This window comes from Mesorhizobium sp. M0678 (assembly GCF_040320505.1).
Taxonomy (GTDB): domain Bacteria; phylum Pseudomonadota; class Alphaproteobacteria; order Rhizobiales; family Rhizobiaceae; genus Mesorhizobium.
In genome coordinates this window covers 294,403-320,236 of record NZ_JAMYPT010000002.1, presented here as the reverse complement: position 1 = coordinate 320,236, position 25,834 = coordinate 294,403, and the positions used below count along the sequence as shown (strand labels likewise).

Annotated in this window: 24 protein-coding genes; 7 read left to right on the top strand and 17 right to left on the bottom strand. The window is 62.3% G+C overall.

Features of this window, described 5'->3' with window-relative positions; genetic code table 11:
- Window positions 1-3: 3 nt before the first annotated feature.
- The 9 genes from NKI29_RS05005 to NKI29_RS04965 form a co-directional block, all read right to left on the bottom strand.
- Window positions 4-426 (bottom strand): NAD(P) transhydrogenase subunit alpha part 2, encoded by a 423-nt coding sequence (locus tag NKI29_RS05005; protein ID WP_502894421.1) that lies wholly within the window; start codon window positions 424-426, stop codon window positions 4-6.
- On the bottom strand, window positions 426-1,700 hold the full coding sequence (locus NKI29_RS05000; protein WP_352578573.1) for a Re/Si-specific NAD(P)(+) transhydrogenase subunit alpha: 1,275 nt from the start codon (window positions 1,698-1,700) through the stop codon (window positions 426-428). Before NKI29_RS05000 ends, NKI29_RS05005 begins: the two co-directional genes overlap by 1 nt.
- Window positions 1,701-1,781: 81 nt before the next feature.
- Complete coding sequence (locus NKI29_RS04995) at window positions 1,782-2,006, bottom strand: aa3-type cytochrome c oxidase subunit IV (protein ID WP_352522521.1); 225 nt, start codon at window positions 2,004-2,006, stop codon at window positions 1,782-1,784.
- 236 nt (window positions 2,007-2,242) lie between these two features.
- Complete coding sequence (locus NKI29_RS04990; protein ID WP_013528205.1) at window positions 2,243-2,392, bottom strand: DUF3096 domain-containing protein; 150 nt, start codon at window positions 2,390-2,392, stop codon at window positions 2,243-2,245.
- A gap of 119 nt (window positions 2,393-2,511) precedes the next feature.
- Window positions 2,512-3,294 (bottom strand): N-acyl amino acid synthase FeeM domain-containing protein, encoded by a 783-nt coding sequence (locus tag NKI29_RS04985; protein WP_023676258.1) that lies wholly within the window; start codon window positions 3,292-3,294, stop codon window positions 2,512-2,514.
- Window positions 3,295-3,444: 150 nt separating this feature from the next.
- Window positions 3,445-5,766: a putative bifunctional diguanylate cyclase/phosphodiesterase gene (locus NKI29_RS04980; RefSeq protein WP_352620723.1), complete on the bottom strand. Its 2,322-nt coding sequence runs from the start codon at window positions 5,764-5,766 to the stop codon at window positions 3,445-3,447.
- Window positions 5,767-5,918: 152 nt separating this feature from the next.
- The gene (locus NKI29_RS04975) at window positions 5,919-9,398 is read right to left on the bottom strand and encodes an indolepyruvate ferredoxin oxidoreductase family protein (RefSeq protein WP_352795614.1); all 3,480 of its coding nucleotides are present in this window, start codon (window positions 9,396-9,398) and stop codon (window positions 5,919-5,921) included.
- A gap of 225 nt (window positions 9,399-9,623) precedes the next feature.
- Window positions 9,624-10,154: a hypothetical protein gene (locus NKI29_RS04970; protein WP_352452209.1), complete on the bottom strand. Its 531-nt coding sequence runs from the start codon at window positions 10,152-10,154 to the stop codon at window positions 9,624-9,626.
- Window positions 10,147-10,755 (bottom strand): CGNR zinc finger domain-containing protein, encoded by a 609-nt coding sequence (locus NKI29_RS04965; protein ID WP_352454730.1) that lies wholly within the window; start codon window positions 10,753-10,755, stop codon window positions 10,147-10,149. The genes NKI29_RS04970 and NKI29_RS04965 overlap by 8 nt, the downstream gene beginning before the upstream one ends.
- Before the next feature lie 140 nt (window positions 10,756-10,895).
- On the opposite strand from NKI29_RS04965, the gene NKI29_RS04960 reads away from it, so the two are divergent.
- From NKI29_RS04960 to NKI29_RS04945, 4 genes are all read left to right on the top strand, one after another.
- Window positions 10,896-11,801, top strand: coding sequence for a branched-chain amino acid ABC transporter permease (locus tag NKI29_RS04960; RefSeq protein ID WP_023676253.1), 906 nt, complete (start codon window positions 10,896-10,898; stop codon window positions 11,799-11,801).
- 204 nt (window positions 11,802-12,005) lie between these two features.
- Window positions 12,006-12,590 carry a TRAP transporter small permease subunit gene (locus NKI29_RS04955; protein ID WP_023676252.1) on the top strand — a complete coding sequence of 195 codons (585 nt, stop codon included), beginning with the start codon at window positions 12,006-12,008 and terminating at the stop codon, window positions 12,588-12,590.
- Window positions 12,590-14,368, top strand: coding sequence for a TRAP transporter large permease (locus NKI29_RS04950; RefSeq protein ID WP_352620745.1), 1,779 nt, complete (start codon window positions 12,590-12,592; stop codon window positions 14,366-14,368). The genes NKI29_RS04955 and NKI29_RS04950 overlap by 1 nt, the downstream gene beginning before the upstream one ends.
- A gap of 16 nt (window positions 14,369-14,384) precedes the next feature.
- The gene (locus NKI29_RS04945) at window positions 14,385-15,410 is read left to right on the top strand and encodes a zinc-dependent alcohol dehydrogenase family protein (RefSeq protein ID WP_352620720.1); all 1,026 of its coding nucleotides are present in this window, start codon (window positions 14,385-14,387) and stop codon (window positions 15,408-15,410) included.
- 386 nt (window positions 15,411-15,796) lie between these two features.
- Here the strand turns inward: NKI29_RS04945 and NKI29_RS04940 are convergent, their stop codons facing one another.
- Complete coding sequence (locus tag NKI29_RS04940; RefSeq protein WP_352469878.1) at window positions 15,797-16,906, bottom strand: TRAP transporter substrate-binding protein; 1,110 nt, start codon at window positions 16,904-16,906, stop codon at window positions 15,797-15,799.
- A gap of 284 nt (window positions 16,907-17,190) precedes the next feature.
- On the opposite strand from NKI29_RS04940, the gene NKI29_RS04935 reads away from it, so the two are divergent.
- The gene (locus NKI29_RS04935; protein ID WP_352620718.1) at window positions 17,191-17,964 is read left to right on the top strand and encodes a gamma-glutamyl-gamma-aminobutyrate hydrolase family protein; all 774 of its coding nucleotides are present in this window, start codon (window positions 17,191-17,193) and stop codon (window positions 17,962-17,964) included.
- Window positions 17,965-17,978: 14 nt separating this feature from the next.
- Here NKI29_RS04935 and NKI29_RS04930 read toward each other — a convergent pair whose 3' ends face one another.
- The 5 genes from NKI29_RS04930 to NKI29_RS04910 form a co-directional block, all read right to left on the bottom strand.
- Complete coding sequence (locus NKI29_RS04930) at window positions 17,979-18,374, bottom strand: hypothetical protein (RefSeq protein ID WP_352454732.1); 396 nt, start codon at window positions 18,372-18,374, stop codon at window positions 17,979-17,981.
- A gap of 154 nt (window positions 18,375-18,528) precedes the next feature.
- Window positions 18,529-19,509 (bottom strand): 2-hydroxyacid dehydrogenase, encoded by a 981-nt coding sequence (locus tag NKI29_RS04925; RefSeq protein ID WP_352795613.1) that lies wholly within the window; start codon window positions 19,507-19,509, stop codon window positions 18,529-18,531.
- Complete coding sequence (locus tag NKI29_RS04920) at window positions 19,506-20,528, bottom strand: LacI family DNA-binding transcriptional regulator (RefSeq protein ID WP_023676245.1); 1,023 nt, start codon at window positions 20,526-20,528, stop codon at window positions 19,506-19,508. The genes NKI29_RS04925 and NKI29_RS04920 overlap by 4 nt, the downstream gene beginning before the upstream one ends.
- A gap of 68 nt (window positions 20,529-20,596) precedes the next feature.
- Window positions 20,597-21,481 carry a DMT family transporter gene (locus NKI29_RS04915; protein WP_352620714.1) on the bottom strand — a complete coding sequence of 295 codons (885 nt, stop codon included), beginning with the start codon at window positions 21,479-21,481 and terminating at the stop codon, window positions 20,597-20,599.
- A 197-nt stretch (window positions 21,482-21,678) separates the two neighbouring features.
- Window positions 21,679-22,086: a DUF2000 family protein gene (locus NKI29_RS04910; protein ID WP_352620712.1), complete on the bottom strand. Its 408-nt coding sequence runs from the start codon at window positions 22,084-22,086 to the stop codon at window positions 21,679-21,681.
- Between the two features lie 52 nt (window positions 22,087-22,138).
- Here NKI29_RS04910 and NKI29_RS04905 point away from each other — a divergent pair, with 52 nt between their 5' ends.
- On the top strand, window positions 22,139-23,011 hold the full coding sequence (locus NKI29_RS04905; RefSeq protein WP_023676242.1) for an AraC family transcriptional regulator: 873 nt from the start codon (window positions 22,139-22,141) through the stop codon (window positions 23,009-23,011).
- 2 nt (window positions 23,012-23,013) lie between these two features.
- Here NKI29_RS04905 and NKI29_RS04900 read toward each other — a convergent pair whose 3' ends face one another.
- Together NKI29_RS04900 and NKI29_RS04895 are read right to left on the bottom strand one after the other, a co-directional pair.
- Window positions 23,014-23,496 carry a MarR family winged helix-turn-helix transcriptional regulator gene (locus NKI29_RS04900; protein WP_254816029.1) on the bottom strand — a complete coding sequence of 161 codons (483 nt, stop codon included), beginning with the start codon at window positions 23,494-23,496 and terminating at the stop codon, window positions 23,014-23,016.
- 203 nt (window positions 23,497-23,699) lie between these two features.
- Window positions 23,700-24,422 (bottom strand): intradiol ring-cleavage dioxygenase, encoded by a 723-nt coding sequence (locus NKI29_RS04895; protein WP_352620710.1) that lies wholly within the window; start codon window positions 24,420-24,422, stop codon window positions 23,700-23,702.
- A gap of 197 nt (window positions 24,423-24,619) precedes the next feature.
- Here NKI29_RS04895 and NKI29_RS04890 point away from each other — a divergent pair, with 197 nt between their 5' ends.
- A complete protein-coding gene (locus NKI29_RS04890) occupies window positions 24,620-25,687 on the top strand; it encodes a CobW family GTP-binding protein (protein ID WP_352620708.1) in 1,068 nt (355 codons plus the stop codon).
- The last annotated feature ends 147 nt before the right edge of the window (window positions 25,688-25,834 follow it).

Genomic DNA, 25,834 nt, shown 5'->3' with positions numbered 1-25,834 from the left:
GGCCTACTTTTCCTTCTTCTTGTACATGGCCAGCATGCGCTGGGTGACGAGGAAACCGCCGAAGATGTTGACCGATACCAGCATCAGCGCAACGAAGCCGAAGCCGGTGGCAAGCCCTGAGGCCGAGATGCCGACGGCCAGCAGCGCGCCGACGACGATGACGGAGGAAATGGCGTTGGTGACCGCCATCAGCGGCGTGTGCAGTGCCGGCGTGACGGACCACACGACGTAGTAGCCGACGAAGATCGCCAGGACAAAGATGGCGAAGCGAAAGACGAAGGGATCGATGGCACCGCCGGACAGCGCGTGAGCGGCGTCACCCGCCGCCTCGGTGCCGGGCGCGGCCGCCAGGTTCTGCACCGCGAGCCGCACGGCAGCTGTCGCCTCGTCGAGCTGGTCGAGGGCTTTCTGCAGGGTCTGGTCCATCACGCGATCCCTCCGGTGGTCTTGGGCTTCCTCGAAGCGGCCGTTTTCTTCGCAGCCGGCTTCGCCGAAGCCTCGGCAACCATCGTCCTGGCCGGAATGGCCGGTGGTTCGACATATTGGCCCTTTGGCGGCTCCTGCTCAGCCTTTGCGAAAGCCGGATGCACGATCTTGCCAGCATCGGTCAGCATCGTCGCCTTGACCAGTTCGTCGTCGTGGTTGATGGCAAGCGTCTTCGCCGCCTTGTCGACCAGCGTCTCGAGGAAGGCATAGAGGTTCCTGGCATAGAGAAGCGAAGCGGAGGCGGCGACGCGACCGGGAACGTTGAGATGGCCGACGATCTTTACCCCGTTGGCCGTGGTCACCACCTTGCCGGCTTCGGCGCCCTCGACATTGCCGCCGCGCTCGACCGCGAGGTCGACGATCACAGAGCCGGGTTTCATCGAGGCGACCATCGCCGCCGAGACCAGCTTCGGCGCCGGACGGCCGGGGATCAGCGCGGTGGTGATGACGATGTCCTGCTTGGCGATGTGCTCGGCGGTCAACGCCGCCTGCTTGGCCTGATACTCCTTTGACATTTCCTTGGCGTAGCCGCCGGCCGTCTCGGCCGCCTTGAACTCCTCGTCCTCGACCGCCAGGAATTTTGCGCCGAGCGAGGCAACCTGCTCCTTGGCGGCCGGGCGCACATCGGTGGCGGTGACCACGGCGCCGAGGCGGCGCGCGGTGGCGATGGCCTGCAGACCGGCGACGCCGACGCCCATGATGAAGGCCTTCGCCGCCGGTACCGTGCCGGCGGCCGTCATCATCATCGGCAGTGCCCGGTCATATTCGGCAGCCGCGTCGACCACTGCCTGATAGCCGGCGAGGTTCGCCTGGCTGGACAGGACGTCCATCGACTGGGCACGGGTGATGCGCGGCATGAACTCCATGGAAAAGGCAGTAACACCAACCTTGGCCAGCGCGGCGACGGCAGCATCGTTGCCATATGGATCCATGATGGCAATGACGGCAGTGCCCGGCCGATAGGCTTTCAGCTCGGCATCGCTCGGCCGGCGCACCTTCAGCACGACATCAGCCCTGGAAACATCGCCGGCCTTGCCGATCGCGGCGCCGGCCTTGGCAAACTCCTCGTCGGGAATGCGCGAAGCAGTGCCTGCGCCGGCTTCGACGACCACGCCGAAACCCAGCGCCGCCAGCCGTTTCACCGTGTCGGGCGAGGCCGCGACGCGCGGCTCGTTCGCGTCGAGCTCACGAGGGATGAAAACCGTCTGTCCCACCGCATGATCCTTTCGGCCGGAACCCGTTACCCAAGACGCCGGCCGGCCACCGGCGGCGCCCTCGACAAAGGTTGGAGGAGTCTATCGGAGAATAAAGGCGCCGACGGCCAGGATCAGCACGAACAGGATAGTCCCCGAGAAGAAGCCGCCCACAAAGAAGCCGAACGCCATGGCCAGAAGCACGGCGGCGCAAAATAGCGACCCATATTTGGCCAGCATCACAAAGCCGGCATAGGTGCGGTCGTGCTCGGCATAGTCCATCTTCGCGCCCAGTTCGACAGGACCGGTCGGCGTGTGTTCAGCCATAGGAATACCCCTTCGAAGACATCTTTCAGGCACATAGCGAAAAGCCGCGTTAAGGGCAATGGCGCTATTGCCGCATCGCCGCAGCCAACTGTCTCAAGCGAAACTGGAAATCGCTGCGTCAATGATGTGGCGCAACATGCGCAGCGGTTATGACTGACCCGAGCCTGAAAACGAGGCGGAGCGGAGCGCGGCGATACCAATCACAATGGACGGCAGGTCCGCTATTGCCAATGTCGTTAGCCGGCGAGATGCGGGAACAGACCGAGCAGGCCGACAACGATCAGATAAAGGGCGACGATATAATTGAGCAGCCGCGGCATCACCAGGATCAGCACGCCTGCAATCAGCGAGATAAGCGGGGTAAGGGCGAGCGTGGAAATGGTCATATCGGTTCCTTTGATCGGATCGCTATCGAAGCGATGCTTGGCGGACGCCGGCGATGCCGACCTACCACCAGCACCCTTGCCCAGAACGCCGAAGCGACCGGAAGGCTCCATGGGCTCGTTCAGGCGGCTTCGCGAAAATACTTGGCGGTGGGCAGGATGGTCAGCGGGGCGAGTTCGCCGGCACCGGGCGTATCGAACAACATGCGCTGCTCCATTGGCGTCGAACGGAAGAACGGAAAGCGAGCGTAGGTTTCATTCTTGATCGCCAGGACATCGGCTTGATAAAGCAGCGCGAAACAGTTGATCACGCCGGCATAGGGCCGCGCATCGCCGATCGGTCGCGCCCGATAGATGCGCTTGTAGAAAGCCGCATGGTCCTCGCGGATCATGGATATGCAATAAGGCGCGCCGAAATGGAAGCAAGCCATGCCCGCAAGGCGCAGCGTCACATACGGGATCTGCGGGTAAAGCCGTGACCATTCGGCGTCCACGGCAAAACGGCTCGGGTCGATAAAGACTTCGCCGGCCGCCAGACGCGGCATCAACAAGTCCTTGTAGACGCTGAGCGCTGGTGATGTGGCGTTATCAGCAGACACGTTATGCAGGCGCATTGTGCTGACCAGCCGCCCCTCGATGTAGATTCCGAACGTATGGCAATTGGGCAGTTCGTCAAACTCGTCATGGACCTGACGGGACGCATTCTCGGGCACGAGATCGTTCATCCGATAGGAATTGTAGCGCAGCCTGTAAATGCTTTCGAAGTCCTCGCCGCTTTCACAGCGTCGGTACTCCGTCCGGTCAAGCAGCGCATAAACATGTTGCGCGAAGCTGGACATGGTCTCGGACGCATCTTTCCCACCAGCGCCCGCCGCATGGCCGAGCGAACTCAACTGGGCACACATGAACTCTATTCCCCGCGATTACCGCCACCAGCCGACACTACGGACGGGTCATGAGATGTAAAGATGAAAATAAGTAGGAGCTCGTTTACCGGTCATTAAGGTTAACAATTAATAAAATTATACTAAAATACGCGGTCTTTCAGCGCGAAGTCAGCGCCGCGGCGCCTTCCTTGCCGTCTGGATGTCCTTGGCGAAGGGCCAGACGGTGCTCGACATCGTCTCGATGCCGGACGCGCTGAGTGCCGACCCGAACAGAAAGCCCTGGACCAGGTCCGGCTTGACCTGCAATGCCAGGATCTTGAGCTGTTCGAAGGTCTCGACACCTTCGACGGTAACCGAAAGTCCCAGCGGCCGTGACAGGTTGACGATGCCCTTGAGCAATTCGAGCGACCGGCTGTTCTGAGTGACATCCATCAGGAACGAGCGGTCGATCTTGATTTTGTCGAGCGGCAGTTTGTGGAGATAGCTGAGGCTCGAATACCCGGTACCGAAATCGTCGAGCGCAATGCGCACGCCGAGCCGCTTCAACTCCTCGATATATTGGCGTGTCAGCGACTTGTCGTCGAGCAGCGCCGTCTCGGTGACCTCGATCTCCAGACGTCCGGCGGAGAGACCGGATTCAGCCAGCGCGTCGCGAACCTTCTGGATGACATCACGGTTGCGGAAATCCTTGGCCGAGAGATTGACCGACACGCTGGTCTGGGCCGGCCATTTGGCGCATTCCGTGCAGGCCGCATGCAGGACGAAGGTGCTGATGTCGGAAATAATCCCCATTTCCTCCGCCAGCGGAATAAAGATACCGGGGGAAATCGGCCCGAGATCGGGATGATCCCAGCGGCACAGCGCTTCGCAACTGGCGATACGCATCGTGCTCATCGCCACGATCGGCTGATAGACCACCCGCAATTCTTTGTTTTCCACGGCGCTGCGCAGGTCCGCCTTCATCAGCTGACGGCTGCGGAAGGCAGCATCCATGGAGGCCTCGAACAGCCGCCAACCGTTCTTGCCAAGCTCCTTGGCCTTGTAGAGTGCAAGGTCGGCTTTGACGATCATGGCGTCAACGTCGGTATCCTTGACCCGCGACAGCACCGCGCCGCCGCTGGCCTGGATGCGTAATCCGTGGCCGGCGACATCGACCTCGCCCTGTAGATTGACAAAGATCTCATCAACCTGGCCGGTCAGGTGGCTTTCATCCTCGATGCGCTCGAAGAAGATCATGAACTCGTCGCCGCCAAAGCGGCTAACGGTGATGCCTGGCCCAGCGACTGCCGCCAGCCGCTCGGCAACGGCGTAGATCAATCCGTCGCCGACCGGATGGCCGAGCGTGTCGTTGACGCTCTTGAAATCATCGAGATCGAGCACCACCAGCCCGCAGAGACGCTCGGGATCCCCTGAGGCCATGGCTTCCACCACCAACTCGTGGAAGTAGGCGCGGTTGGGCAGGCCGGTGAGACTGTCGTAGCGCGCCATGAAGCGGATCTTGTCTTCCGCCTCGACCCGGGCGGTCACATCCTCGAAAGTGACGACGCCCAGTTCCTGGCTGCCTTCGCGCGCCGAAAATTCATAGTGCTGGCCGTTGGTGAGCGAGACCAGGACCTTGCGGTCGCGGCCCTCGCGCAACGCACGCGTCAGCTGGGCTTCGATGTAACGGCAATCTTTCGGCGCCAGCATGCCGCCTGCAGCGCCGCGCATCAGCAGACCGTGGATCGAGCGGCCTAGCAGCGCATCGGCCGATTTGAGCGACATCAGGTGCGCGGCTTCGGCATTGGCCACCGCCACCCGGCCGTCGGGACCAAGCATGACAAGGCCATGCGACATGGTGTTGAGCGCGCGGTTGAAACGCTGCGCGATGCGGTTCGCCTTCTTTTCCTCCGACAGGGCGGTAAACAGGACTTCGCGGACGATGTCGGCGAACCGCTTGATCGCAAACAGAAAAGGGGCCGACATCAGACCGAGGATGATGTGGTAGATATCGCCGCGCAGGATAAAGCCAAGCGATATGGGCCATGTGGTGGTTATGATAAAAATCATAACCATGCGCGGCGACCCATAATTGCGGCCGGCAATCGACGTGACCGATGCCAGAGTGACGCAGACAGAGGCTATTTCGGCATAGTTGTCGTGGCTGTCATTTGCCAGATAGATACTGACGAAACAGAACGCGCCAAGCATGAAACCATGCATCGAACCGAAAATTATGTAATCGTTTTCGCGATCATGGGCTTCTTCCCACGTCGTCGGGGAAGGAAGTCGCCCGTATTTTCGGATGTTGCGAAGGCGCAGAGTACCGACAATGATGAGCCCAGCGGCAACTAGAAGATACGCCAAGTCCATGGTCTTCCAATAGACCAGAATGACGAGGAGCGTCTGCGCAACAAGGCCGATCGACAGCGTGAACCCGTCGCGAAACAGCGTTTCCACGAACGGAATGTAAACGTCGACCGGAATCTCGTTTTTTCGTCTCAGATTCACGCCTGGATCCCAACCCTGGGGAACCCAGCAGTGTCACATTGGCCTTAAGAAAGGTTTAGAGCAGCGGTTCTGGCTCTATTGGCATTCATTGGTGACGCAGCGGAAGCAGGGAAACTACAGTTCAGGTAAACAAGGCGTATCACAGCGCTGAATTATTCGGCGGCTTGAAGTTGCGGCCGCAGCGGCGCCGTCGAGAGGCGGTCGAGCAGACGCTGGCGTTCGCCGGCGGCTTTTTCGGCACTGGCCTGCTTGACGTGGCCAAAGCCGCGGATGAGCGCCGGCACCGAAACAAGCGCGGCAGCAACCTCGATCTTGCCCGGCGCCAGCGCGCCGGCGACAAGCTCCAGGTCGGCTTCATAGAGGGCAAGAAGCTGCCGCTCCATACGCCTCTCGGCGCTGTAGCCGAACAGGTCGAAAGCGGTGCCGCGCAGGCCCTTCATCGCCGCCAGCAGGCGGAACCCGTTCATCGTCCACGGGCCAAAGCTCGATTTCTTCGGCTTGCCGTCACTGCCGCGCCTGCCCATGATCGGCGGTGCGAGATGGAATTCAAGCTTGCCGTAGCTCTGGAACTGCTTTGCGATCTCTGCGGCAAAGGAGCCGTCCGTATAAAGCCGCGCCACCTCGTATTCGTCCTTGATCGCCATCAGCTTGAACAGGTTCTTTGCGGCAGCCTCGGTCACCACGGTCGACCCGGGCACAGCATTGGTTTCGGCCTTGCGCAGCGCCGCCAGTCTGTCGGCATAGTGCTTGCCATAGGCGGCGTTCTGATAGGCGGTCAGGAAGGCGACGCGGCGAGCAATGATATCGTCCAGCGTCTCGGCAATGGCGGCATGCTGCGTGGCCTTGCCCGGCTGGGCAAGAAGGCTGCGCACGAAATCCGGCTGGTGGGCGGCGCGGCGGCCCCAGCGAAATGCCGCGATATTCATCGCTATCGCCTCGCCGTTGAGCTCGATCGCCTTCTCGACCGCCTCCGCCGACAGCGGCAAGCCGCCGTGCTGGAAGGCGAAGCCGAGCATGAACATGTTGGCGCCAAGCGAGCTGCCGAACAGCGCGGTGGCGGTGCGGGTAGCGTCGAAGAAATGCGTCCTGTCGTCGCCCGCGGCCGTTCTTATCGCTTTCTTCAGCCGCTCGACGGGCAGCGAGAAATCGGCCGAACGGGCGAACTCGCCCGGCATGATCTCGGCAGTGTTGGCGAGGAAGATGGTATGGCCTTCGCGCACCGCGGCCAACACCTTCTTGGCACCCGAAACGACGAGATCGCAGCCGAGCACGAGATCGGCCTTGCCGGCCGATACCCGAATGGCGTGGATGTCGTCCGGCGTGCGGGCGATGCGGACATGGGTGAACACCGAGCCGCCCTTCTGGGCGAGGCCGGCCATGTCGATCATGCCGCAGCCCTTGCCTTCCAAGTGCGCGGCCATTCCGAGCACCGCGCCTATTGTGACGACGCCGGTGCCGCCGACACCGTCGATGATCGCCGCCCAGCCTTGTTCACCGAGCGTAAATTGCGCCGGCGCCGGCACCCCCGCGAGCGGGTCGGCCGCGCCGGCTATGCCTTCGGCTTTCCTGATTTTGGCGCCGTGGACGGTGACGAAGGAGGGGCAGAAACCGTTGACGCACGAGAAGTCCTTGTTGCAACTCGACTGGTCGATCTTGCGCTTGCGGCCGAATTCGGTCTCGACCGGCTGGATCGAGACGCAATTCGACTGCACGCCGCAATCGCCGCAGCCTTCGCAGACCAGCTCGTTGATGAAGATACGCTTGTCGGGATCGGGGAAGGTGCCGCGCTTGCGGCGGCGACGCTTCTCGGCGGCGCAGGTCTGGTCGTAGAGCAGCACCGAGACGCCTTTGACCGAACGCAACTCGCGCTGGACGAGATCGAGCTCGTCGCGGTGATGGATGGTGGCGCCGGCGGGAAATTCCACCTTGCCGGTATATTTGTCCGGCTCGTCGGTGACGATGGCGATGCGCTCCACGCCCTCGGCGCGCACCTGCCTTGCGATCATGTCCACCGTCAGGCCGCCCTCGTGCGGTTGCCCGCCGGTCATCGCGACGGCGTCATTGTAGAGGATCTTGTAGGTGATGTTGGCGTCGGTCGACAGCGCGAAGCGGATCGCCAGCACACCCGAGTGGTTGTAAGTGCCATCGCCCAGATTCTGGAAGATGTGCTCGCGCTTCGAGAACGGCGCCTGGCCGACCCACTGCGCGCCCTCGCCGCCCATGGCGGTGAAGCCGACGGTGTTGCGGTCCATCCACAGCGCCATGAAATGACAGCCGATTCCGGCGGCGGCGAGCGAGCCGTCCGGCACCTTGGTCGAGGAATTGTGTGGGCAGCCGGAGCAGAAGAAGGGCGTGCGCGAGGCGATGTCTGACGTGTCGGCCAGCATCGCCTGGAACTGGCGCAACTTCGCCACCCGCGCGGCGATTTCTTCCGACGGGCCGATCGTTCGCAAAATCCTCTCGCCGAGCGCGATGGCAATATCGTTGGGGTCGAGCGCGCCCTTGGCCGGGAACAGCCAGTCGCCGCGCTCGTCCTTCTTGCCGACGATGATCGGCTGCGTCGCGGTGCCGTAAAGGTTCTCGCGCAGTTGCACCTCGATCAGCGAGCGTTTCTCCTCGACGACGACGATGGTATCGAGGCCGCGAGCAAAGTCGGCGATGTGCTGCAGGTCGAGCGGCCACGGGCAGCCGACCTTGAACAGCCTGATACCGATGCGACTGGCGGCCGCTTCGTCGATGCCGATATCCTCCAGCGCCTGGCGAACATCGAGATAACTCTTGCCGATGGTGACGATGCCAAGCTTGGCGCTGCTGCCGCCCGAATAGACGATCCGGTTCAGCCCATTGGCGTGGATGAAGGCCGAAGCGGCGGCGCGCTTGTGTTCATGCAGCCGCTCCTCCTGGCCGAGCATGTCGATCTCGTTACGGATATTGAGGCCGCCGGGCGGCATGTCGAAGTCCGGCACGATGATGTTCAGCCGTTCGAGCGCGGCATCGACCGAGGCCGTCGATTCGATGTTGTCCTTGACGCATTTGATCGCCGCCCAGGTGCCGGCAAAACGCGACATGGCAAAGCCGTAGAGGCCGTAGTCGATGATCTCCTGGACGCCGGCCGGATTAAGGATCGGCACCATGGTGTCGACGAACAGGAACTCGGTGGCATGCGCGTTGGTCGAGGATTCGGCCATGTGGTCGTCACCCATCAGGGCCAGCACGCCGCCATGTTTCGACGACCCGGCGAGATTGGCGTGGCGGAACACGTCGCCGGAGCGGTCGACGCCCGGACCCTTGCCGTACCAGACCGAAAAAACGCCGTCATGGGTACCCTCGCCCAGCAATTCGGCCTGCTGCGAGCCCCAGCAGGCGGTGGCGGCGAGCTCCTCGTTGAGACCGGGCTGGAAGACGATGTCCGACTGCGCGAGCTGGTTCCTGGCCTTCCACAGCTGCATGTCGAGGCCGCCGAGCGGCGAGCCGCGATAGCCGGAGACGAAACCGGCGGTGTTCAGGCCAGCCCGGCGGTCGCGCTCGCGCTGCATCAGAAGCATGCGGATGACTGCCTGGGCACCCGACAGGAAGATGCGCTCCTTTGCCAGGTCGAACTTGTCGTCGAGCGCGACATTGTGCAGCGTCATCAGGCATTTCCTGTGCGGAGGCCGCGCCTGGTGGTGCGCGGCCAACGTCGGAGTCGAGTGCCCACAGTCTTTCTTCCCTTGCCGGGGAGGTCAAACAAAATCGAAGGTGCCAGGCGGTCCGCAACAAACGATCCGTGCGCGGCCGTGTGGCGCCACGAAACGCCTGTCGGGGAGGATGGCCGAGCATGAAAAATTCCGGCGGCGGTCAGTGCCGCTGGTGATGCATCATGCAGCCTTTGGGCAACTGGGCTTCGGTTCACCGGGCAGCTTGCCGTCGACATGGCCGGCCAAGTCCTTGTTGAGCTCGTAGACTGGCCCGACCACCAGAGGCCGGTCGGGCAGGACCGACTGGTCGAGCGAGGACGTCAGAGTGGTCGCGAAACTCTGCAGCAACTTGCCGCTGGAATCCTCGATGCGGATCGACACCGCATAGGGCTTGTCCTTGACAACGCAGGTAAGCGGCGGGCTGGTGAGCGTCACATGCGGCAGCTTCGGCCATATTTTCTGGGTGACGATGATCGGATCACCACCGGCCGGGTTCTGGAAGGAGACCACAGCGACCTGCCCCTCACCCACCGGCCGCAGCGGATTGAGGGTGATGACATAGGTGGCGATACCCAGCCGGTAGTTGAACTCGAACAGCTTCCCGGAAATGGCGAACAGCTGGTCCTTGCCGGAATCACGGCAGGCGCCGAGCGCGGCCGCCGCGAACAACGCCGCGACGACAATCATCGCGCGTGAGAATCTTCTAGACATTGGTGACCTCCCTGGCCGCGGTCCGGCGGCGATAGTGTCGGTTTGCCTTCTGGCGGTTGCCGCACACCGCCATGTCGCACCAGAGGCGGCTGGAATTGCGGCTTTTGTCGACAAACAGCCAGCTGCAGTTCGGACATATCCGCAGCCTGGCGATGGTGTCGCTACGCAGCAGCGACAGCGCCGAGACCGCAAGCGCGGCCTCGAAGGCAATCGGCGTCGCCGGATCACCGAACGGTTTTCCAGGCGTGCCGATTTCGGTGCGGCTATGAGCAAGGCCATCGGCGCAGGCTTCCAAGAATTTCGGCATATCGCCGGTCGCGATCGCACCTTTCGATACCGCGCCGCGAAACAGCCGATCGGTCGTCTCCCGGATCGACAGCACCACCGGTGCGATCTTTTCAGGCGCCGGCGCTACGAGCCGCCTGCCGCCGAGCTCGGCGGCGCGAAAGGCACTCGCGGCTTCGGCAAAGCGGGCGATCTCGGCCGGATCGTCGAAACGGTCGAAAGTTTTCTTCGGATCGTTCCGCAAAACGACGGTGTTCGCCGTATCGAGCGCCAGCATGCCACCGGTAAAGCGGTGCGGAGTCCAGGATACTGTCATATGGCGAATCTAACTGATAACTCGCGTTTGACAAGTTAGATTCCGGGTGCAACGCTCGTCACTGAGGCGATCGCCGTACTGAGAATATCGTTCGTCCCAAACCTCTGCCCCGATTGCGGGGCATGCATAGAGGGTCTTGCATGCTCTATTTCTTCCAGCAGGTTCTGAACGGGCTGCATTCGGGCGCGCTCTACGCATTGCTTGCCTTCGGCTACGTGCTGACCAACGGCATCCTGCACCGTACCAATCTTGCCTATGGCGCGCTGTTCGCCTTTTGCGGGCATACGATGATCCTCACCGCGGCGTTCGGCTATCAGGCGCTGTGGCTGACGCTGTTTGCATCGGTCGCGCTCGGCGTAGCTGCGGCATTCCTTTATGCGGCGCTGCTCAGCCATGTCCTGTCGCGAAGTATCTTCGAACCGCTGGCCGACCGCTCGCCCAACGCCATCGTGGTGACGACGCTCGGCATATTGCTGGTCTTGTCGGAAGCCAGCCGCATCGCCGCCGATACCCATGACCTATGGTTGCCGCCAATGCTGGCCCAGACCATCGTCTTCGCGCAGAATGCCAGCTTCAAGGCGACGTTGACGCTGATCCAATTGCTCGATTGCGCCGCCGTACTGGCGGCCATAGCGCTGGCTGCTTGGGGCTTCGCATATTCGAGCTTCGGCCGGAGCTGGCGCGCCGTATCCGACGATCCCAAGGCGGCTGCGATGTGCGGCGTCGATGTCCGTGCGGTGTTTCGGCGTGCGGTGCTTTTCGGCGGCCTTTGCGCGGCACTGGCTGGCGTGCTCGCCGCCTTCTACTACGGTAACATCAGCTTCGGCACAGGGTTGGTCTACGGGTTGAAAATCCTGTTCGTGACCGCAGTGGGCGGCTATCTTTCGCCTTTGCGGGCGGCACTGGGCGCCGCCGCTTTCGGCATGGCCGAATCGCTATGGGCCGGCTATTTTCCGCTCGAATGGCGGGACGGCTGGATGTACCTGTTCCTCGTCGCCATGCTTGTGCTGATCGGCGCCGGCCGCGACCAACAGAAGATCGCCTGAGCCGCACCCGACTTTGCTTGGGTGAAAGCGCCGCATGTCCTTGGACATGCAAAGGATGCGGCAGCATTTTGCCGCCCGTCATCTCACAACTGTGTTTATGCGGGCTGTCCCGTGTTGACCCGCCGGACCACGCACTGCATACCGTTGGTCCACAGCGACGCGACGGACAGGGAACCGCCGCGCTCTGACACAAGGGAGGAATGCATGGCAGGGCTTCTCGCTCTTTCCAGAACCATTGACCGTTTGAACGAATTCATCGGCAAATGGGTTTCGTGGCTGATCCTGCTGGCGATCCTGGTAAGCGCCGCCAACGCCGTTATCCGCAAGGTGTTCGACATGTCCTCGAACGCCTGGCTGGAATTGCAATGGTATCTGTTCGGCGCCGCCTTCATGCTGGCCGCCGCCTACACGCTGAAGCAGAACGACCATATCCGCATCGATATCGTCTACGGCATGTTCTCGCGCCGCGTGCAGCACTGGATCGACCTTTTCGGTCACGTCTTCTTCCTGATGCCGTTCGTGACGTTGATGGTGGTCTATTTCGTTCCCTATGTGTCGCTGTCGTATCGCAGCGGGGAGATGTCGAACAATTCCGGCGGGCTGATCATCTGGCCGGCGAAGGCGATCCTGCTGGTCGGCTTTTTTCTGCTCGCGCTGCAGGGCATTTCAGAAATCATCAAGAAAATCGCCATCATGCGCGGTCAGATGGACGATCCCACTCCGTTCATATCGGTGCATGAGCAGGCCGAGCTAGAAGCCAAGGCGCTCGTCGAAGAGGTGCGCTCGTGATCGAGTTCATCGCCCAGAACATGGCGCCGATCATGTTCGCCTCGCTGGTCGTCTTCCTGCTGATCGGCTATCCCGTCGCCTTCTCGCTCGCCGCCAACGGCCTGATGTTCTTCTTCATCGGCGTGCTTCTGTCGCCCTATTCGGGCGGCTCGATCAATCTCGCCTGGCCGTTGCTGCACGCGTTGCCGGATAATTTCTATGGCAGCCGGGTGATGTCGAACGATACGCTGCTGGCGATCCCGTTCTTCACCTTCATGGGCATCGTGCTCGAACGATCCGGCATGGCCGAAGACCTGCTCGACACGATCGGCCAGTTGTTCGGACCTGTCCGTGGTGGCCTCGCCTATGCCGTGATTTTCGTCGGCGCGCTGCTCGCCGCGACGACCGGCGTGGTGGCGGCCTCCGTCATTGCCATGGGTCTGATTTCGCTGCCGATCATGCTGCGCTACGGCTACGACCGGCGGCTGGCATCCGGCGTCATTGCCGCGTCCGGGACGCTCGCCCAGATCATCCCGCCGTCACTGGTGCTGATCGTCCTGGCCGACCAGCTCGGCCGCTCGGTCGGCGATATGTATAAGGGAGCGCTGATCCCCGGGCTCATTTTGACCGGCATCTACATGCTCTACATTCTGCTCATGTCGATCTTCCGGCCGAAGTCGATGCCGGCCCTGCCGCTGGAGGCCCGCACGCTCGGCCACGGCGTGCTGTCGCTGCTGGCGGCGCTGCTGGCGGCGGTGGTGGTTTCCTATGCGGCGTATCGCTACCTTGCGCCGAACCATGGCGGCAACGCCGATATCCTCGGCGCCACCATCGGCGTCATCTTCATCTATGTCGTGGCGATCGTCGACCAGCGCCTGAAGATCAGCCTGATGTCCAGACTGGCACAGCAGGTGATCATCGTGCTGATCCCGCCGCTGGCGCTGATCTTCCTGGTGCTGGGCACCATCTTCCTTGGCATCGCCACGCCGACGGAAGGCGGCGCCATGGGCGCCGTCGGCGCGCTGGCAATGGCGGCGATGAAGGGGCGGCTGTCGCTCGACGTGGTCAAGCAGGCGCTGGCCTCGACGACCAGGCTGTCGTCCTTCGTTCTGTTCATCCTGATCGGCGCGCGGGTGTTCTCGCTGACCTTCTACGGCGTCAATGGCCACATCTGGGTCGAGCACCTGTTGACGTCGCTGCCGGGCGGTGAAGTCGGTTTCCTGATTGGCGTCAACATCCTCGTCTTCGTGCTCGCCTTCTTCCTCGACTTTTTCGAGCTTGCCTTCATCATCGTGCCGCTTTTGGCGCCAGCGGCTGACAAACTCGGCATCGACCTGATCTGGTTTGGCGTGCTTTTGGGCGTCAACATGCAGACCTCCTTCATGCATCCGCCCTTCGGTTTCGCGCTGTTTTATCTGCGCTCGGTCGCCGCGCGCGTGCCCTATCTCGACCGACTCACCGGCAAGCAGATCGCGCCCGTCACCACAGGGCAGATCTATTGGGGCGCAGTGCCCTTCGTCTGCATCCAGGTGATCATGATCGGCCTGACCATCGCCTTCCCGCAGATGGTGATGCACTACAAAGGCACTGTCGTCGATCCTGGCACCATCAACTACCAGGTGCCGGAAACGCCTGGCATCGGCTTGTCGCCGCTTGGCACGCCGCCGGCCAACGGCGGCACTGCCCCGGCCTCACCTTCCACACCGGATTTGTCGCAGCCGCCGAGCTTCGACGAAAAGCCGCCCGCGAAACCGGCGGCGCCGGCGATCGATCTGTCGCAACCACCGAGTTTCAACTGAGGAAGGCCCGGCAGCCATGAAGGCGGTTCGGTTGGAGCGAGTGGGCAGCCTCGCCGTGTGCGAGGCCGAGAAACCGACCGCCGGGCCGAACGATCTGCTGGTGCGCATCGAGGCGTGCGGCGTCTGCGGCACCGACAGGCATCTTTTCCATGGTGAATTCCCGTGCACGCCGCCGGTGACGCTCGGGCATGAATTCTCCGGCATCGTCGAGGCGGTCGGACCTGGCGTATCCGGCTTTTCCGTCGGCGACCGCGTCACCGGCGATCCCAACATTGCCTGTGGCCGATGCGAGCATTGTCAGGCCGGCCGGGTCAATCTCTGCGGCAATCTACGCGCCATCGGCATCCATTGCGATGGCGGCTTTGCCGAATATCTTGTCCTGCCACAGAAACAGGCCTTCGTCTTGCCAGGCGATCTGAAGCCTACGCATGGTGCTTTCTGCGAGCCGCTCGGCTGCTGCCTGCATGGCGTGGACCTTGCCGCGATCAAACCAGGCTCGTCGGTCGCGGTGCTCGGCGGCGGCGTGATCGGCCTGCTCACCGTTCAGCTGGCAAAGCTCGCCGGTGCGACGACCATTATCTTGTCGACCCGTCAGGCCTCGCGGCGGGCTCTTGCCGAGCAATTTGGCGCAACGGCGACGCTCGATCCCAGCGCCTTCGATGTCATCGATGCGATCGTCGGCCGGTCGGGTTTGATGCCGGGCGGCGTCGACGTGGTGTTCGAATGCGCCGGCGTGAAAGACACTGTTGAGCAGGCGATGCGGCTGGCCAAAGCGGGCGGCACCGTCGTCGTCGTCGGCGTGATGCCGCAAGGCATGAAAGTGGCGTTCGAACCGTTCGATCTCCTATTCCGTGAGTTGAAGGTCCTGGGTTCCTTCCTCAACCCCTTTACCCATCGCCGGGCCGCCGATCTTATCGCCTCGGGGGCGATCGAAGTAGATCGGCTGATATCACGACAAGTCAGCCTCGACGAGGCGGTGGCGATCATTGCCAACCCGCCGGCGCCAGGTGAGGTCAAAGTCCTGGTAGTGCCTCAGAGCTGATCCATCGGGCCAGTTGCCACCGCCAGGCTTCGCGGTTCTGCGTCGCATCGATGGCTTCATCCTCAATCTGATAAAGCCGGGCTGATGAAGCCGGGGAAAGGCGACCCCGCCACCTATGCCGACGCCGGCCTACAACCGGGTGAGGTCCAGCAACTGATGCGTGGCCGCATCAAGTCGACAGTGTTCGATTGCCATGCTCCGGGCGGGAATACCGGTGGAAGTCAGTGCGTCCGAGGCTGACAGGAAGGAACACGGGGCGTGCTCAGGGTTCTTTGACAAGAACCACGTCTTCCTGGAGCGGAATGCATTCAAATAAAACCGGGCATCCGCTTTGTTTTAGCCCATTCTGCGACGCCGAGTGGAGCCACTCGGCGTCGCAGAATGTTCTAGAGCTTGCTGTTGCGCTGCTGGACCATCATGAAGGTGTCATAGTTGTACTCGGCCACCTGCGCCCAGAGATAATGCTCCTTGCGGAACGCCTTGATCGAATCCCAGATCTTCTTGAACGGCGCGTTCGAGGCTTCCATCTCGGCATAGACTTCGTTGGCCTTTTCGAAACAGGCGGCCATGATCTCCTGGCTGAATGGGCTCAACTTGGCACCGCCGGCAACCAGCCGCTTCACCGCCGCCGGGTTGAGGTAGTCGTATTTCTGCAGCATGTTGGCATCGGCCGCCTGGGCGGCAGTGTGCACCAGCGACTTGTAAGCCGGCGAAAGTTCGTCGTATTTCGCCTTGTTGAACATCAGATGGACGGTCGGTCCACCTTCCCACCAGCCGGGATAGTAGTAATAGGGCGCAACCTTATAGAAGCCGAGCTTCTCGTCGTCGTAAGGGCCGACCCATTCGGCGGCGTCGATCGTGCCTTTTTCCAACGCCGGATAAATGTCGCCACCGGCGATCTGCTGCGGAACCACCCCGAGCCTTTGCACCACTTTGCCGGCAAAACCACCGATACGCATCTTGAGGCCGGAAAGGTCGGCGACCGTTTTGATCTCCTTGCGGAACCAGCCACCCATCTGCACGCCGGTATTGCCGCCCGGCAGCCCGAACAGACCCTGCGTCGCCAGGAACTCGTTGAACAGATCGATGCCGCCGCCATGATAGTGCCAGGCGTTGATGCCGCGCGCGTTGAGCGAAAACGGAACCGCCGCTCCCAGCGCCCACGTCGGGTCCTTGCCCCAGTAATAGTATGCCACGGTATGGCAGGCCTCGACCGTGCCGGCTGTGGTGGCATCGGCGGCCTGCAGGCCGGGAACGAGTTCGCCGGAGGCGAAGACCTGGACCTGGAAGTTGCCGTCGGTCGCCTCCGACAGCATCTTGGAAAACACTTCGGCGCCGCCATAGATCGTATCGAGCGACTTCGGGAAGGACGACGCCAGTCGCCAGGTCACTTTCGGATTGGACTGGGCGATGGCCGGCGCGGCAAGTGTCGCGGCAGCGGCCGCAGCGCCGAAACCGGTGGTGCCGGCCTTGCGGATGAACGAACGACGATCCATGAAGTTCCTCCCTTTTGGATCCACTGACCGACATTCGGGACACTTCGGCGCCCGGATCGGCTTCGAGCCGACAATACACAGGCAAGGAGTCGAGTCCAGCACGGTAGCCCGGTTTGAGCGCCGCATTTCGGGGAAATTCACGGCGTTGGGCCAGATCTTGCAACTATAGTCTAAGGTCGATTAACTGGCCTACGCGACACGCCGAAACTTGCCATGGAAATGCGCCTTCGGATCGCCTATTTTGCAGGCAGATAATTCGTTGCACCCGATGGGATCCGGACCAAATGCACCAGCCGCTCGTCGCCGTATCGACCGATGTCCGCCAGTTCGACAATTACACCTGGCATGCCGCGCCACAGCAATATCTCGAAGCGGCGCTTTCGGGTGCAGGCGTGTTCCCGCTGCTGGTACCATCCTTCGCCGACCGGCTCGACTTCGACGAACTGCTTTCCGCCGTCGACGGCGTCATGGTCACCGGCTCCAAATCGAACGTTCATCCCTCGCTCTATGGCGGTGACGCCAGCGAAGCCAATGGTCCCTACGACCCCGCCCGCGACGCCACCACGCTGCCGCTGATCCGCCGGGCGGTGGAGCGCGGGGTGCCATTGCTCGCCATCTGCCGCGGCATCCAGGAGATGAATGTGGCGCTGGGTGGCACGCTGGCCACCGAAATCCAGGAACGCGCCGGTTCGCTCGATCATCGTGCGCCGGCAAGCGACAATCAGGACGAACGCTTCGCCATCCGCCAGAGCGTGGCGATAAAACCCGGCAGCTGCCTGGCCGGGGTCTTCGGCGCCGGCGACATCATGGTCAATTCGGTGCATCGCCAGGCCATCGACCGGCTTGGCCCAAAGCTGCAGGTCGAAGCGGTCGCCGCCGACGGCACTGTCGAGGCGGTTTCGGTGCGCGATGCACGGGCTTTCGCCGTCGGCGTCCAGTGGCATCCCGAATACTGGGTCAAATCGGACAGTATCTCGGTAAAGATATTTCGCGCATTCGGCGATGCGGTGCGCCTGCATCAGGCGGCGAAATCGGGTGCGCGCGCAGCCGCGGAATAGTCCTGCCGCGCTCGCTAGTTGCCGGCCGACGCCAGCGTCAGCAGCGGCAGCGCCGGCGCGTAGGATTCGTAACCATCGCCGTCGGCGACTGAGAACATGACGATCGGATCGGTGCCGTTGGCGCTGAAGGTGACCGTGCCGTCATCCTGCTCTCGCCAGAACTTCGCCTGCTCGACGCCGGGCAACACCCGGCGGCAATTTGCTGCGACCGTCAACAGCGACAGACCTTGCGAAATCTCGGCGCCGCGGCTGACCGCACAAGACCCCTCGTCGCCATGGGCTACCAGCCTGTAGTTGCCGGATGAAGGCGGTGACTCACTGGCTGCACGGCTTTCACCGCTACCGGCGTAAAACAGCTGGGCGCTGCCGAACAGCACAGCGACTGCCATCAATGCAGGAAGCGTCTTCATCCTGGTTCTCCGCGCATTTCAAGCGCGCCGGTTCGAAGAGATCAGGGAGGCGCGCTTCATCTTGCTGTCATGTCCTGTCAGGCGGACATACACCGCGAAGGGACCAGAATGATTCCGAAGGGTTAAGCTGAAGTTAATAGATATGGCAGCCCGCTTACGGCCTTGCCTTGACATTTGCCGTCTCCGGCACCGGCGTCAGCGCCTTTCGCTGCGAAAACCACGAGACCAGATTGTCGACGCACAGGTCCGCCATGGCGCGGCGGGTGTGCTGCGAGGCTGAGCCGACATGCGGCAAAAGCGAGGTGTTGGGCGCGGCAAGCAACGCCGCTGGCACATTCGGCTCGTCGGCAAAGACGTCTAGCCCGGCAGCGGCGATGCTGCCGCTGGCAAGTACGGCGGCAAGGGCTGGTTCGTCGACCGTGCTGCCCCGGCCGATGTTGACAAAGACGCCGTTCGGCCCAAGAGCCGAGAGAATTTCGGCATTGACGGCCTTTTCCGTCGAAGCCCCGCCGGGCGCCACCGAGATCAGTGTGTCGACCGCCTCGGCGAGACCTTTCAGCGTCGGGTGATAGTCATAGGACAGGCCTTCGACGCGGCGCCGGTTGTGATAGGCAATGGGCAGCCCAAAAGCGTCGAGCCGGCGGGCAATGGCGAGGCCGATGCGGCCCATGCCAAAGATACCGACATGGCGCCCGCGCAAGGTCAGCCGGCTCAGCGGATAGTTGCCGTTGCGCAGCCAGCTTCCGTGGCGTAGCCAGGCCTCGGCGCGCGGCAGTTCGCGGATGGTATTGATCAACAGGCCGAGCGCCGTATCGGCGACCTCTTCGGTCAGCACATCCGGTGTGTTGGTGACCATGATGCCGCGCTGTGCGGCGTGGCGGACATCGACCGAATCATAGCCGACGCCGAAATTGGCGATAATCTCGAGCTTTGGCAGCGCGTCCATTAACGCGGCGCTTATGCCGCCAAAGGCGGCTATGCCGCGCACCGTAAGGCGCATCTCGTCGGTGACCAGCGACGGATCGGCGCGTTCGATCCGGACGCGGCTGAACACCCCGTCGATGCGGCCGACCGCATGATCGTTGAACTGGCCCGGCACCAGAATGGCGACAGCTTGCTGTTTGGTTTTTGTCATGCACGTTCCACCGGTTTGCCGGTCGACTGGCGCACATGCAGTTCCGGCTTGATCAGTTCCTGCGACGGCCGCACCGTCTGTCCGTTGAGTTTGTCGAGCAGCGCGCTGGCGGCGCGGCGGCCAACCTCGCGCTGGCCGTTCCAGACGGTGGTTAGCGCAGGCGTCGCGATCGCCGCCTCCTCGAGGTCGTCATAGCCGGTAACGGAGATGTCGATGCCCGGCACCAGACCAGCGCGCGCGATGCCGTTCATCAGGCCGATGGCGACGAGGTCATTCCAGCAGCAGGCCGCGGTCGGCCTGTCCTTCAGCGCCAGGAACTGCCCGGCAGCCTCGAAGCCGGCCTGCTTGGTGCGCGGGCCGGCGATGCGCCAGGACGGCCTGACCTCAAGCCCTGCCGCCTCCATGGCGTTGACATATCCCTGATAGCGGTCGCGGCCGGTCGAGGTCTGGTCGGTACCGCCGATCATTGCGATGCGCTTGTGGCCAAGCGAGATCAGATGATTGGTAGCAAGCCCGGTGCCATAGGCATCGTCGCCGCGAAACACCGGCACGTCGGCACCTTCGACGGTGCGTGCAATCAGCACTGCCGGGAGACCGTTCTCCTCGGCCATGATTATGTCTTCGGGCGGCGTGCCGATGGCCGGCGACATGATGACGCCGTCGGCGCCGAGTTGCAGAAGCGTGTCGATGAAGGTGCGTTGTTTCTCGAGCTGGTCGTAGTGGTTCGACAGGATGAAGGTTTGCCGGCTGCGGTCGAGTTCGCTCTCGATCGAACGCAATATCTCGGCAAAGAACGGGTTCATGATGTCATGGACGACGACGCCGACAATACCCGAGCGCGAGGTGCGCAGGCTGGCGGCGCGGCGGTTGTAGATATAGCCGATGGCGCGGGCATGTTCCTTGATGCGATCGCGGGTGCCGCCGGCGACCAGCGGGCTGTCGCGCAAGGCCAGCGAGACCGTGGCCGTGGACACGCCGAGCGCATCCGCGATGGTGGAAAGCTTGATCTTCTGTGCCAGCGGCCTGCGCTCCCGAAGCAATTTAAACTGTTTAAAGGCCGGCTCTTATGCCATCGATCCCGCGCAAATCAAAGTTTTTTTGCCAGCGCTTCCGCCTCCGCGTCCAGCGTCGCGCGGTTGCGCAAGCGAAGCCGGTGCTCGCGGTGAACGATGTAGAGGCCGCTGGCGACGATGACTGTGGCACCGACCAGCGTCCAGCGATCGGGAAACTGGTTGAAGACGATCAGGCCGGAGATGATCATCCAGATCATCTGCGAATAGGGATAGGGAGCCAGGGCCGTGGTGGTGGCAAGGCGATAGGCCTGCACAAGAAGCCAATGACCGATGGCGCCGAAGACGCCAAGCATCAGCAATATGAACCAGTGCCAGCCATCCTGCGGCAGCGAAGGCGAAAACGGCAGTGTCGGCAGCAGCAGCACGGCCGGCGCCAGCGCCGAAAACAGGATGAGGCTTTCCGAGGTTTCCGTAGCCGACATGCGGCGCGTCATGATGACGTAGAAACTGTTCGATAGCATCGAGCCGAGCGCAAAGAGATGGCCGACGCCAAAAACCCCGATGCCCGGCCGGGTGATGATGAGGACGCCGACAAAGCCGCTCATGATCGCCAGCCAACGCCGCCAGCCGGCCCATTCCCCTAGCAACGGACCGGCAAGCGCGGTGATCACCATCGGGCCGAAGAAGTAGATCGAGGTGGTTTCCGCCAGCTGCAGCGTCCGCAGCGCGAGAATGTTGCATATCGTCGATCCGAACAGGAGCAGACCGCGCGTGAGATGCGCCGGCAGGTTGGCGGGACGAAAGCGCAGCGGCTCACGCCATCCGTGCAGAAAGACGCCGACGATCAGCACATGGACCGCGAAGCGGGTCCAGGCGACGATCAGCGCCGAGACGCCGGCCAGCACAAGGTACTTGCTGCTGGTGTCGAGGAAGGTGAAAAACACATAGACGGAAAGCATGCACAGGATCGCCGCCGGCGATGTCGCGCTTTCGTCTTGTCTTGGGGGAGCATTCAATTTCAGGCCGGACGGGAAGCAAGGCGGTCCCTCACCAATGCGGCAATTGTCGCCTGCGGGCAAGCCAAAACAGTCTGGCACAACGACAGCCGCCGACAGGCTCAGTTTGTTTCCCAGTGGCCGACCTAGTGGCCGACGACTCAGGCGTGCATGCGGGCGCCCTTGGTGATCTTGTCGACGAGCTTCTTTTCGGCGCGAAGCGCGATGCCGACCACCTTGGCATCCTCCGGCGCAAATTCGGCAAAGACGGCGCGGTTGGCCAGATCATACCCGGTCGAAAACATATCCTCGACATAGAGCGAAACCGTCACACCACGCTCCAGCGCCCGCCGCTGGATCGCGCCGAGCGTCTGGCCGTCCGCCGAAAGCACGATGACCGGCTGGATCGACAGCGGGTTGTAGATATTGCCGGCGCGATCACGGTAGGGGTGGCCGATAATGTCGGGAAATTGCGCGACGATGCCGCTGGTCAGAAAGGCGGTGACATTGAGCTTTTGCCAGACGGGAAGATCATCCTTGAGCACGATTGCAAATTTCGTATCGAACATGCGACAGTTTCCAATCCGAAAAGGGGGCCAATCCGAGGCTGCGAGTGAAGCGATGGCGCACGATCTAGACCGGGAAGCCTTTCAGGGTCTTGGACGTTTGTGCGTGGATGCAGCCGAGAACTGCATCGTACCGGCACCCGGTGCTGCCGGGATGGAACGCATCGAGGCCCGGTTCCACGGCAATGCCTTCGATCTCCATCGCCACGACACCTATGCGATCGGGGTGACGCTTTATGGCGTGCAGCGCTTCCGCTATCGCGGCCAAACGCATCAGAGCCTGCCTGGCCAGATCATTATCCTTCATCCCGACGAACTGCACGATGGCGGTGCCGGCACCGAAGACGGCTTGCGATACAGAATGCTCTATTTGGAGCCGTCCCTGATGCTCGATTGTCTCGGCGGCGGATCACTACCATTCGTCGGGAATGCCGTGGTGACAGACCGCGATCTCCGGGCGACGCTGCTTTCGGCGCTCGGGCCGTTGAATCAGGAACTGGACGAGCTGTTTGTCGTCGATTTCATGACGCAGCTTATGCAAAGCTTGGCCCGGCACGCCGGTCAGCCGACGAAACCGGTAGCGAAAACTGCGTGGCGCGCCGCCAGCCTGGCGCGCGACTATCTGGAGGAAAATGTCGCGCGGATCGTACGTTCGGATGAATTGGAGGCGATAACCGGATTGGACCGTTATGCCCTGTCGCGGCATTTCCGCGCCACCTTCTCCACCAGCCCGCACCGGTTCCTGTTGATGCGCCGGCTTCAACGAGCCCGTCGGATGATCGAAGCCGACGAGCCACTGGCGCAAATCGCCATCGCAGCCGGCTTCAGTGACCAAAGCCATTTCAATCGGCATTTCAAAAAGGCGTTCGGCGTCACACCGGGACGCTGGTCGGCACTGACGCGACGGCCGTCAGCGGCGAACGCGTGACCTTATTCAAGCATCTTGTCCTCGATATCCAGTTCGTCATCTGGGAGCACCATTTCGCCGTTCGACAGGTTCGCCTCGACGCGGGCAAGCAGCTTGAACAGCGCTTTCTGATCCTTCTTGTCGAGACCCTTCAATGCCTGCTTTTCGGTCTTCTTCACCGACTTCTCGATGGCGTGGATGATTTCGCGGCCGGTGTCGGTGAGGAAAATATGCGCCTGGCGGGCATCGGCGGACGAGGCCCGCTTCTCCAGAAAGCCCTGCGCCTGCAGCCGGTTGATGGTCTTGGTGATGGTCGGCGGACGCACGCCGAGGCGGCCGGCAAGGTTGCCGGGCGTCTGCCCGTCCTCGCGGTCGAGCGCCAGCATGATCTGGTCCTGGCCGGCATAGAAACCATGCGCCAGAAGCCGGGCGGCGAGCGCCGTGCGCGCCAGCCGCGCCGCCGAATGCAGCCGGCTCATTGTTGCAGTCTTGTCCGCCTTGGCCATGCTCATCCCTCCTCGGCCGAACCGGAGCGGACAGCATAGAAGCAGGCCGCCGATTGGCAATGACGATCGAAAACATTCCGGCTCGGAAAATAGCTTTGCCGGCAAGCTTCGCGGTGTTCGCCGTGGCTAATGCCAGATGTTTATTTCAGTTAGATGACAAACGACTTTCCGCAATGGCTGGATGGGGACGTGACGAGGTGTTCTCAACCGGCTTTCACCGCGACCACCATCAACGCCTGATAGGCGTCCGCCATTTCCCGCAGCGCTGCCTGCGACAGCGGCCCGGCCTGCCGCGCAATGCCGTCCCGCGCGTTCGATGTATCGCGTTTGCCGGGGCGATCTTTATAAGGCGCGACGGTGGCGAATATCTGCTCGCTGAGGCTGTCGGGGAAGAACATCTGGCCGGTCATCACCGAGCGGTCGTCGGGGAAGATCTTGAAATGGATGTGGGTGGTGCGGCCGCGATACCAGCCGGGATAGATGGTGGCGAAAGAAGCGATGCCGCTTTCATCGGTTCTCTGCCAGCCGCGGAGAAAGCTCTGGCCGGACGTGTCGATATCCTGCCCGTCGCCCTGTCCGGGATAGCCGGAATAGCTGCCTTGGGCGTCGCAATGCCAGATATCGACGCGTGCGCCGGGAAGCGGCTGGCAGGCGGCGTCGACGATTTGCAGCCGCACATTGAGGCCGATGCCCTTCTTGCCCTCGGTGATATCGGCGCGTTCGAGCTTCGGGTCGAAATAGAACGGCCCTTCGGTGACCTCGGGCGTGATGGCGCAGACGCCGGCACCGGCTTCGAACAAAGCAAGCCCGGCATAGGGCGAAACCTGCCCGGCCCTTGCACCGGCGGGCAGGAATATGCCGCCAGCGGTAACCGCAACGAGACCGAGCGCCTGCCGACGGCTTAGTGGCAACGACTTGTCGGACATCTGGCGCCTCTTCAACGCGAACAGCTCCGCAAATGACCCCGCCTATCTAGGGCCCGCTGTCAGGCGGCGCCAATGAAAGTTCGGTAATGTGAGGAAAGTTCGGCAATACCAGCCCCTCTTTGGCCCACCGGTTTGCCTCGTGCAAAAGCCGAGCACACATCCTATATGGAGCCGACAATCCCTATTCGAGGCACAATATGAGCGACGCACAGACGCAGATCCCCGTAACCGTCCTCACCGGCTATCTCGGCGCCGGCAAGACGACACTGCTCAACCGCATCCTTTCGGAAAACCATGGCAAGCGCTACGCCGTCATCGTCAATGAATTCGGCGAGATCGGCATCGACAACGAGCTGATCGTGGAATCCGACGAGGAAATCTACGAGATGAACAATGGCTGCGTCTGCTGCACCGTGCGCGGCGACCTGATCCGCGTCGTCGAAGGCCTGATGCGCAGGCCTGGCCGCTTCGACGCCATCCTCGTCGAGACCACAGGCCTCGCCGATCCCGTGCCGGTGGCGCAGACCTTCTTCATGGACGACGACGTGCGTTCCAAGACCAGGCTCGATGCGGTGGTGGCGCTGGTCGACGCCAAGCACCTGCCGCTGCGTCTGAAGGATTCCCGCGAGGCCGAGGACCAGATCGCCTTTGCCGATGTCGTCGTACTCAACAAGACCGATCTCGTCACCCCCGAAGAGCTGAGCAAGGTGGAGGCGACGATCCGCGCCATCAACCCGGCGGCACGAATCCATCGCACCACACGCGCCAGCGTGGCGCTGTCCGAGGTGCTCGATCGCGGTGCGTTCGACCTGTCCCGGGCGCTGGAGAACGATCCGCACTTCCTCGAGGCGCATGACGATCACGACCATCATGATCATGATCATGACCACCATCACCATGATCACGACGGCCATGATCACCACGATCATGACGGGCATCATCATGCGCACCCTTCCGACATCCATGACGTGACTGTGCAGTCGGTGTCGCTGCGCGGCAGCGAGATGGACCCGAAAAAGTTCTTCCCGTGGATCGAGAAGGTCACCCAGATGGAAGGCCCGAACATCCTGCGGCTGAAAGGGATCATTGCGCTGAAAGGCGATGACGAGCGCTATGTCATCCAGGGTGTGCACATGATCATCGAGGGCGACCACCAGCGCGCCTGGAAGGACGACGAGAAGCACGAGAGCCGGCTGGTGTTCATCGGCCGCGAACTCGACGCCGAGCGACTGAAGACAAGCTTCGAGGCCTGCCAGGCGGCTTGATTTCCGGACTTTATAGCGCTAGCGCTGCCCTTCTCTCCTTCTCCCTTGTGGGAGAAGGTGGCCGAGCGAAAGCTCGGTCGGATGAGGGGTGTTCCAGCTTGGCAAGGACGGCACTCCGTCCAGCACCCCTCTTCCGTCTTGGCGCTG

What these genes read in the sequence shown, in the direction of transcription:
- NKI29_RS05005 (WP_502894421.1), bottom strand. Translation starts at nt 426, where the DNA reads ATGGACCAGACCCTGCAGAAAGCCCTCGACCAGCTCGACGAGGCGACA.
- NKI29_RS04995 (WP_352522521.1), bottom strand. Translation starts at nt 2,006, where the DNA reads ATGGCTGAACACACGCCGACCGGTCCTGTCGAACTGGGCGCGAAGATG.
- NKI29_RS04990 (WP_013528205.1), bottom strand. Translation starts at nt 2,392, where the DNA reads ATGACCATTTCCACGCTCGCCCTTACCCCGCTTATCTCGCTGATTGCA.
- NKI29_RS04985 (WP_023676258.1), bottom strand. Translation starts at nt 3,294, where the DNA reads ATGTGTGCCCAGTTGAGTTCGCTCGGCCATGCGGCGGGCGCTGGTGGG.
- NKI29_RS04975 (WP_352795614.1), bottom strand. Translation starts at nt 9,398, where the DNA reads ATGACGCTGCACAATGTCGCGCTCGACGACAAGTTCGACCTGGCAAAG.
- NKI29_RS04970 (WP_352452209.1), bottom strand. Translation starts at nt 10,154, where the DNA reads ATGTCTAGAAGATTCTCACGCGCGATGATTGTCGTCGCGGCGTTGTTC.
- NKI29_RS04965 (WP_352454730.1), bottom strand. Translation starts at nt 10,755, where the DNA reads ATGACAGTATCCTGGACTCCGCACCGCTTTACCGGTGGCATGCTGGCG.
- NKI29_RS04960 (WP_023676253.1), top strand. Translation starts at nt 10,896, where the DNA reads ATGCTCTATTTCTTCCAGCAGGTTCTGAACGGGCTGCATTCGGGCGCG.
- NKI29_RS04955 (WP_023676252.1), top strand. Translation starts at nt 12,006, where the DNA reads ATGGCAGGGCTTCTCGCTCTTTCCAGAACCATTGACCGTTTGAACGAA.
- NKI29_RS04945 (WP_352620720.1), top strand. Translation starts at nt 14,385, where the DNA reads ATGAAGGCGGTTCGGTTGGAGCGAGTGGGCAGCCTCGCCGTGTGCGAG.
- NKI29_RS04940 (WP_352469878.1), bottom strand. Translation starts at nt 16,906, where the DNA reads ATGGATCGTCGTTCGTTCATCCGCAAGGCCGGCACCACCGGTTTCGGC.
- NKI29_RS04935 (WP_352620718.1), top strand. Translation starts at nt 17,191, where the DNA reads ATGCACCAGCCGCTCGTCGCCGTATCGACCGATGTCCGCCAGTTCGAC.
- NKI29_RS04930 (WP_352454732.1), bottom strand. Translation starts at nt 18,374, where the DNA reads ATGAAGACGCTTCCTGCATTGATGGCAGTCGCTGTGCTGTTCGGCAGC.
- NKI29_RS04925 (WP_352795613.1), bottom strand. Translation starts at nt 19,509, where the DNA reads ATGACAAAAACCAAACAGCAAGCTGTCGCCATTCTGGTGCCGGGCCAG.
- NKI29_RS04915 (WP_352620714.1), bottom strand. Translation starts at nt 21,481, where the DNA reads ATGCTTTCCGTCTATGTGTTTTTCACCTTCCTCGACACCAGCAGCAAG.
- NKI29_RS04910 (WP_352620712.1), bottom strand. Translation starts at nt 22,086, where the DNA reads ATGTTCGATACGAAATTTGCAATCGTGCTCAAGGATGATCTTCCCGTC.
- NKI29_RS04905 (WP_023676242.1), top strand. Translation starts at nt 22,139, where the DNA reads ATGGCGCACGATCTAGACCGGGAAGCCTTTCAGGGTCTTGGACGTTTG.
- NKI29_RS04900 (WP_254816029.1), bottom strand. Translation starts at nt 23,496, where the DNA reads ATGGCCAAGGCGGACAAGACTGCAACAATGAGCCGGCTGCATTCGGCG.
- NKI29_RS04895 (WP_352620710.1), bottom strand. Translation starts at nt 24,422, where the DNA reads ATGTCCGACAAGTCGTTGCCACTAAGCCGTCGGCAGGCGCTCGGTCTC.
- NKI29_RS04890 (WP_352620708.1), top strand. Translation starts at nt 24,620, where the DNA reads ATGAGCGACGCACAGACGCAGATCCCCGTAACCGTCCTCACCGGCTAT.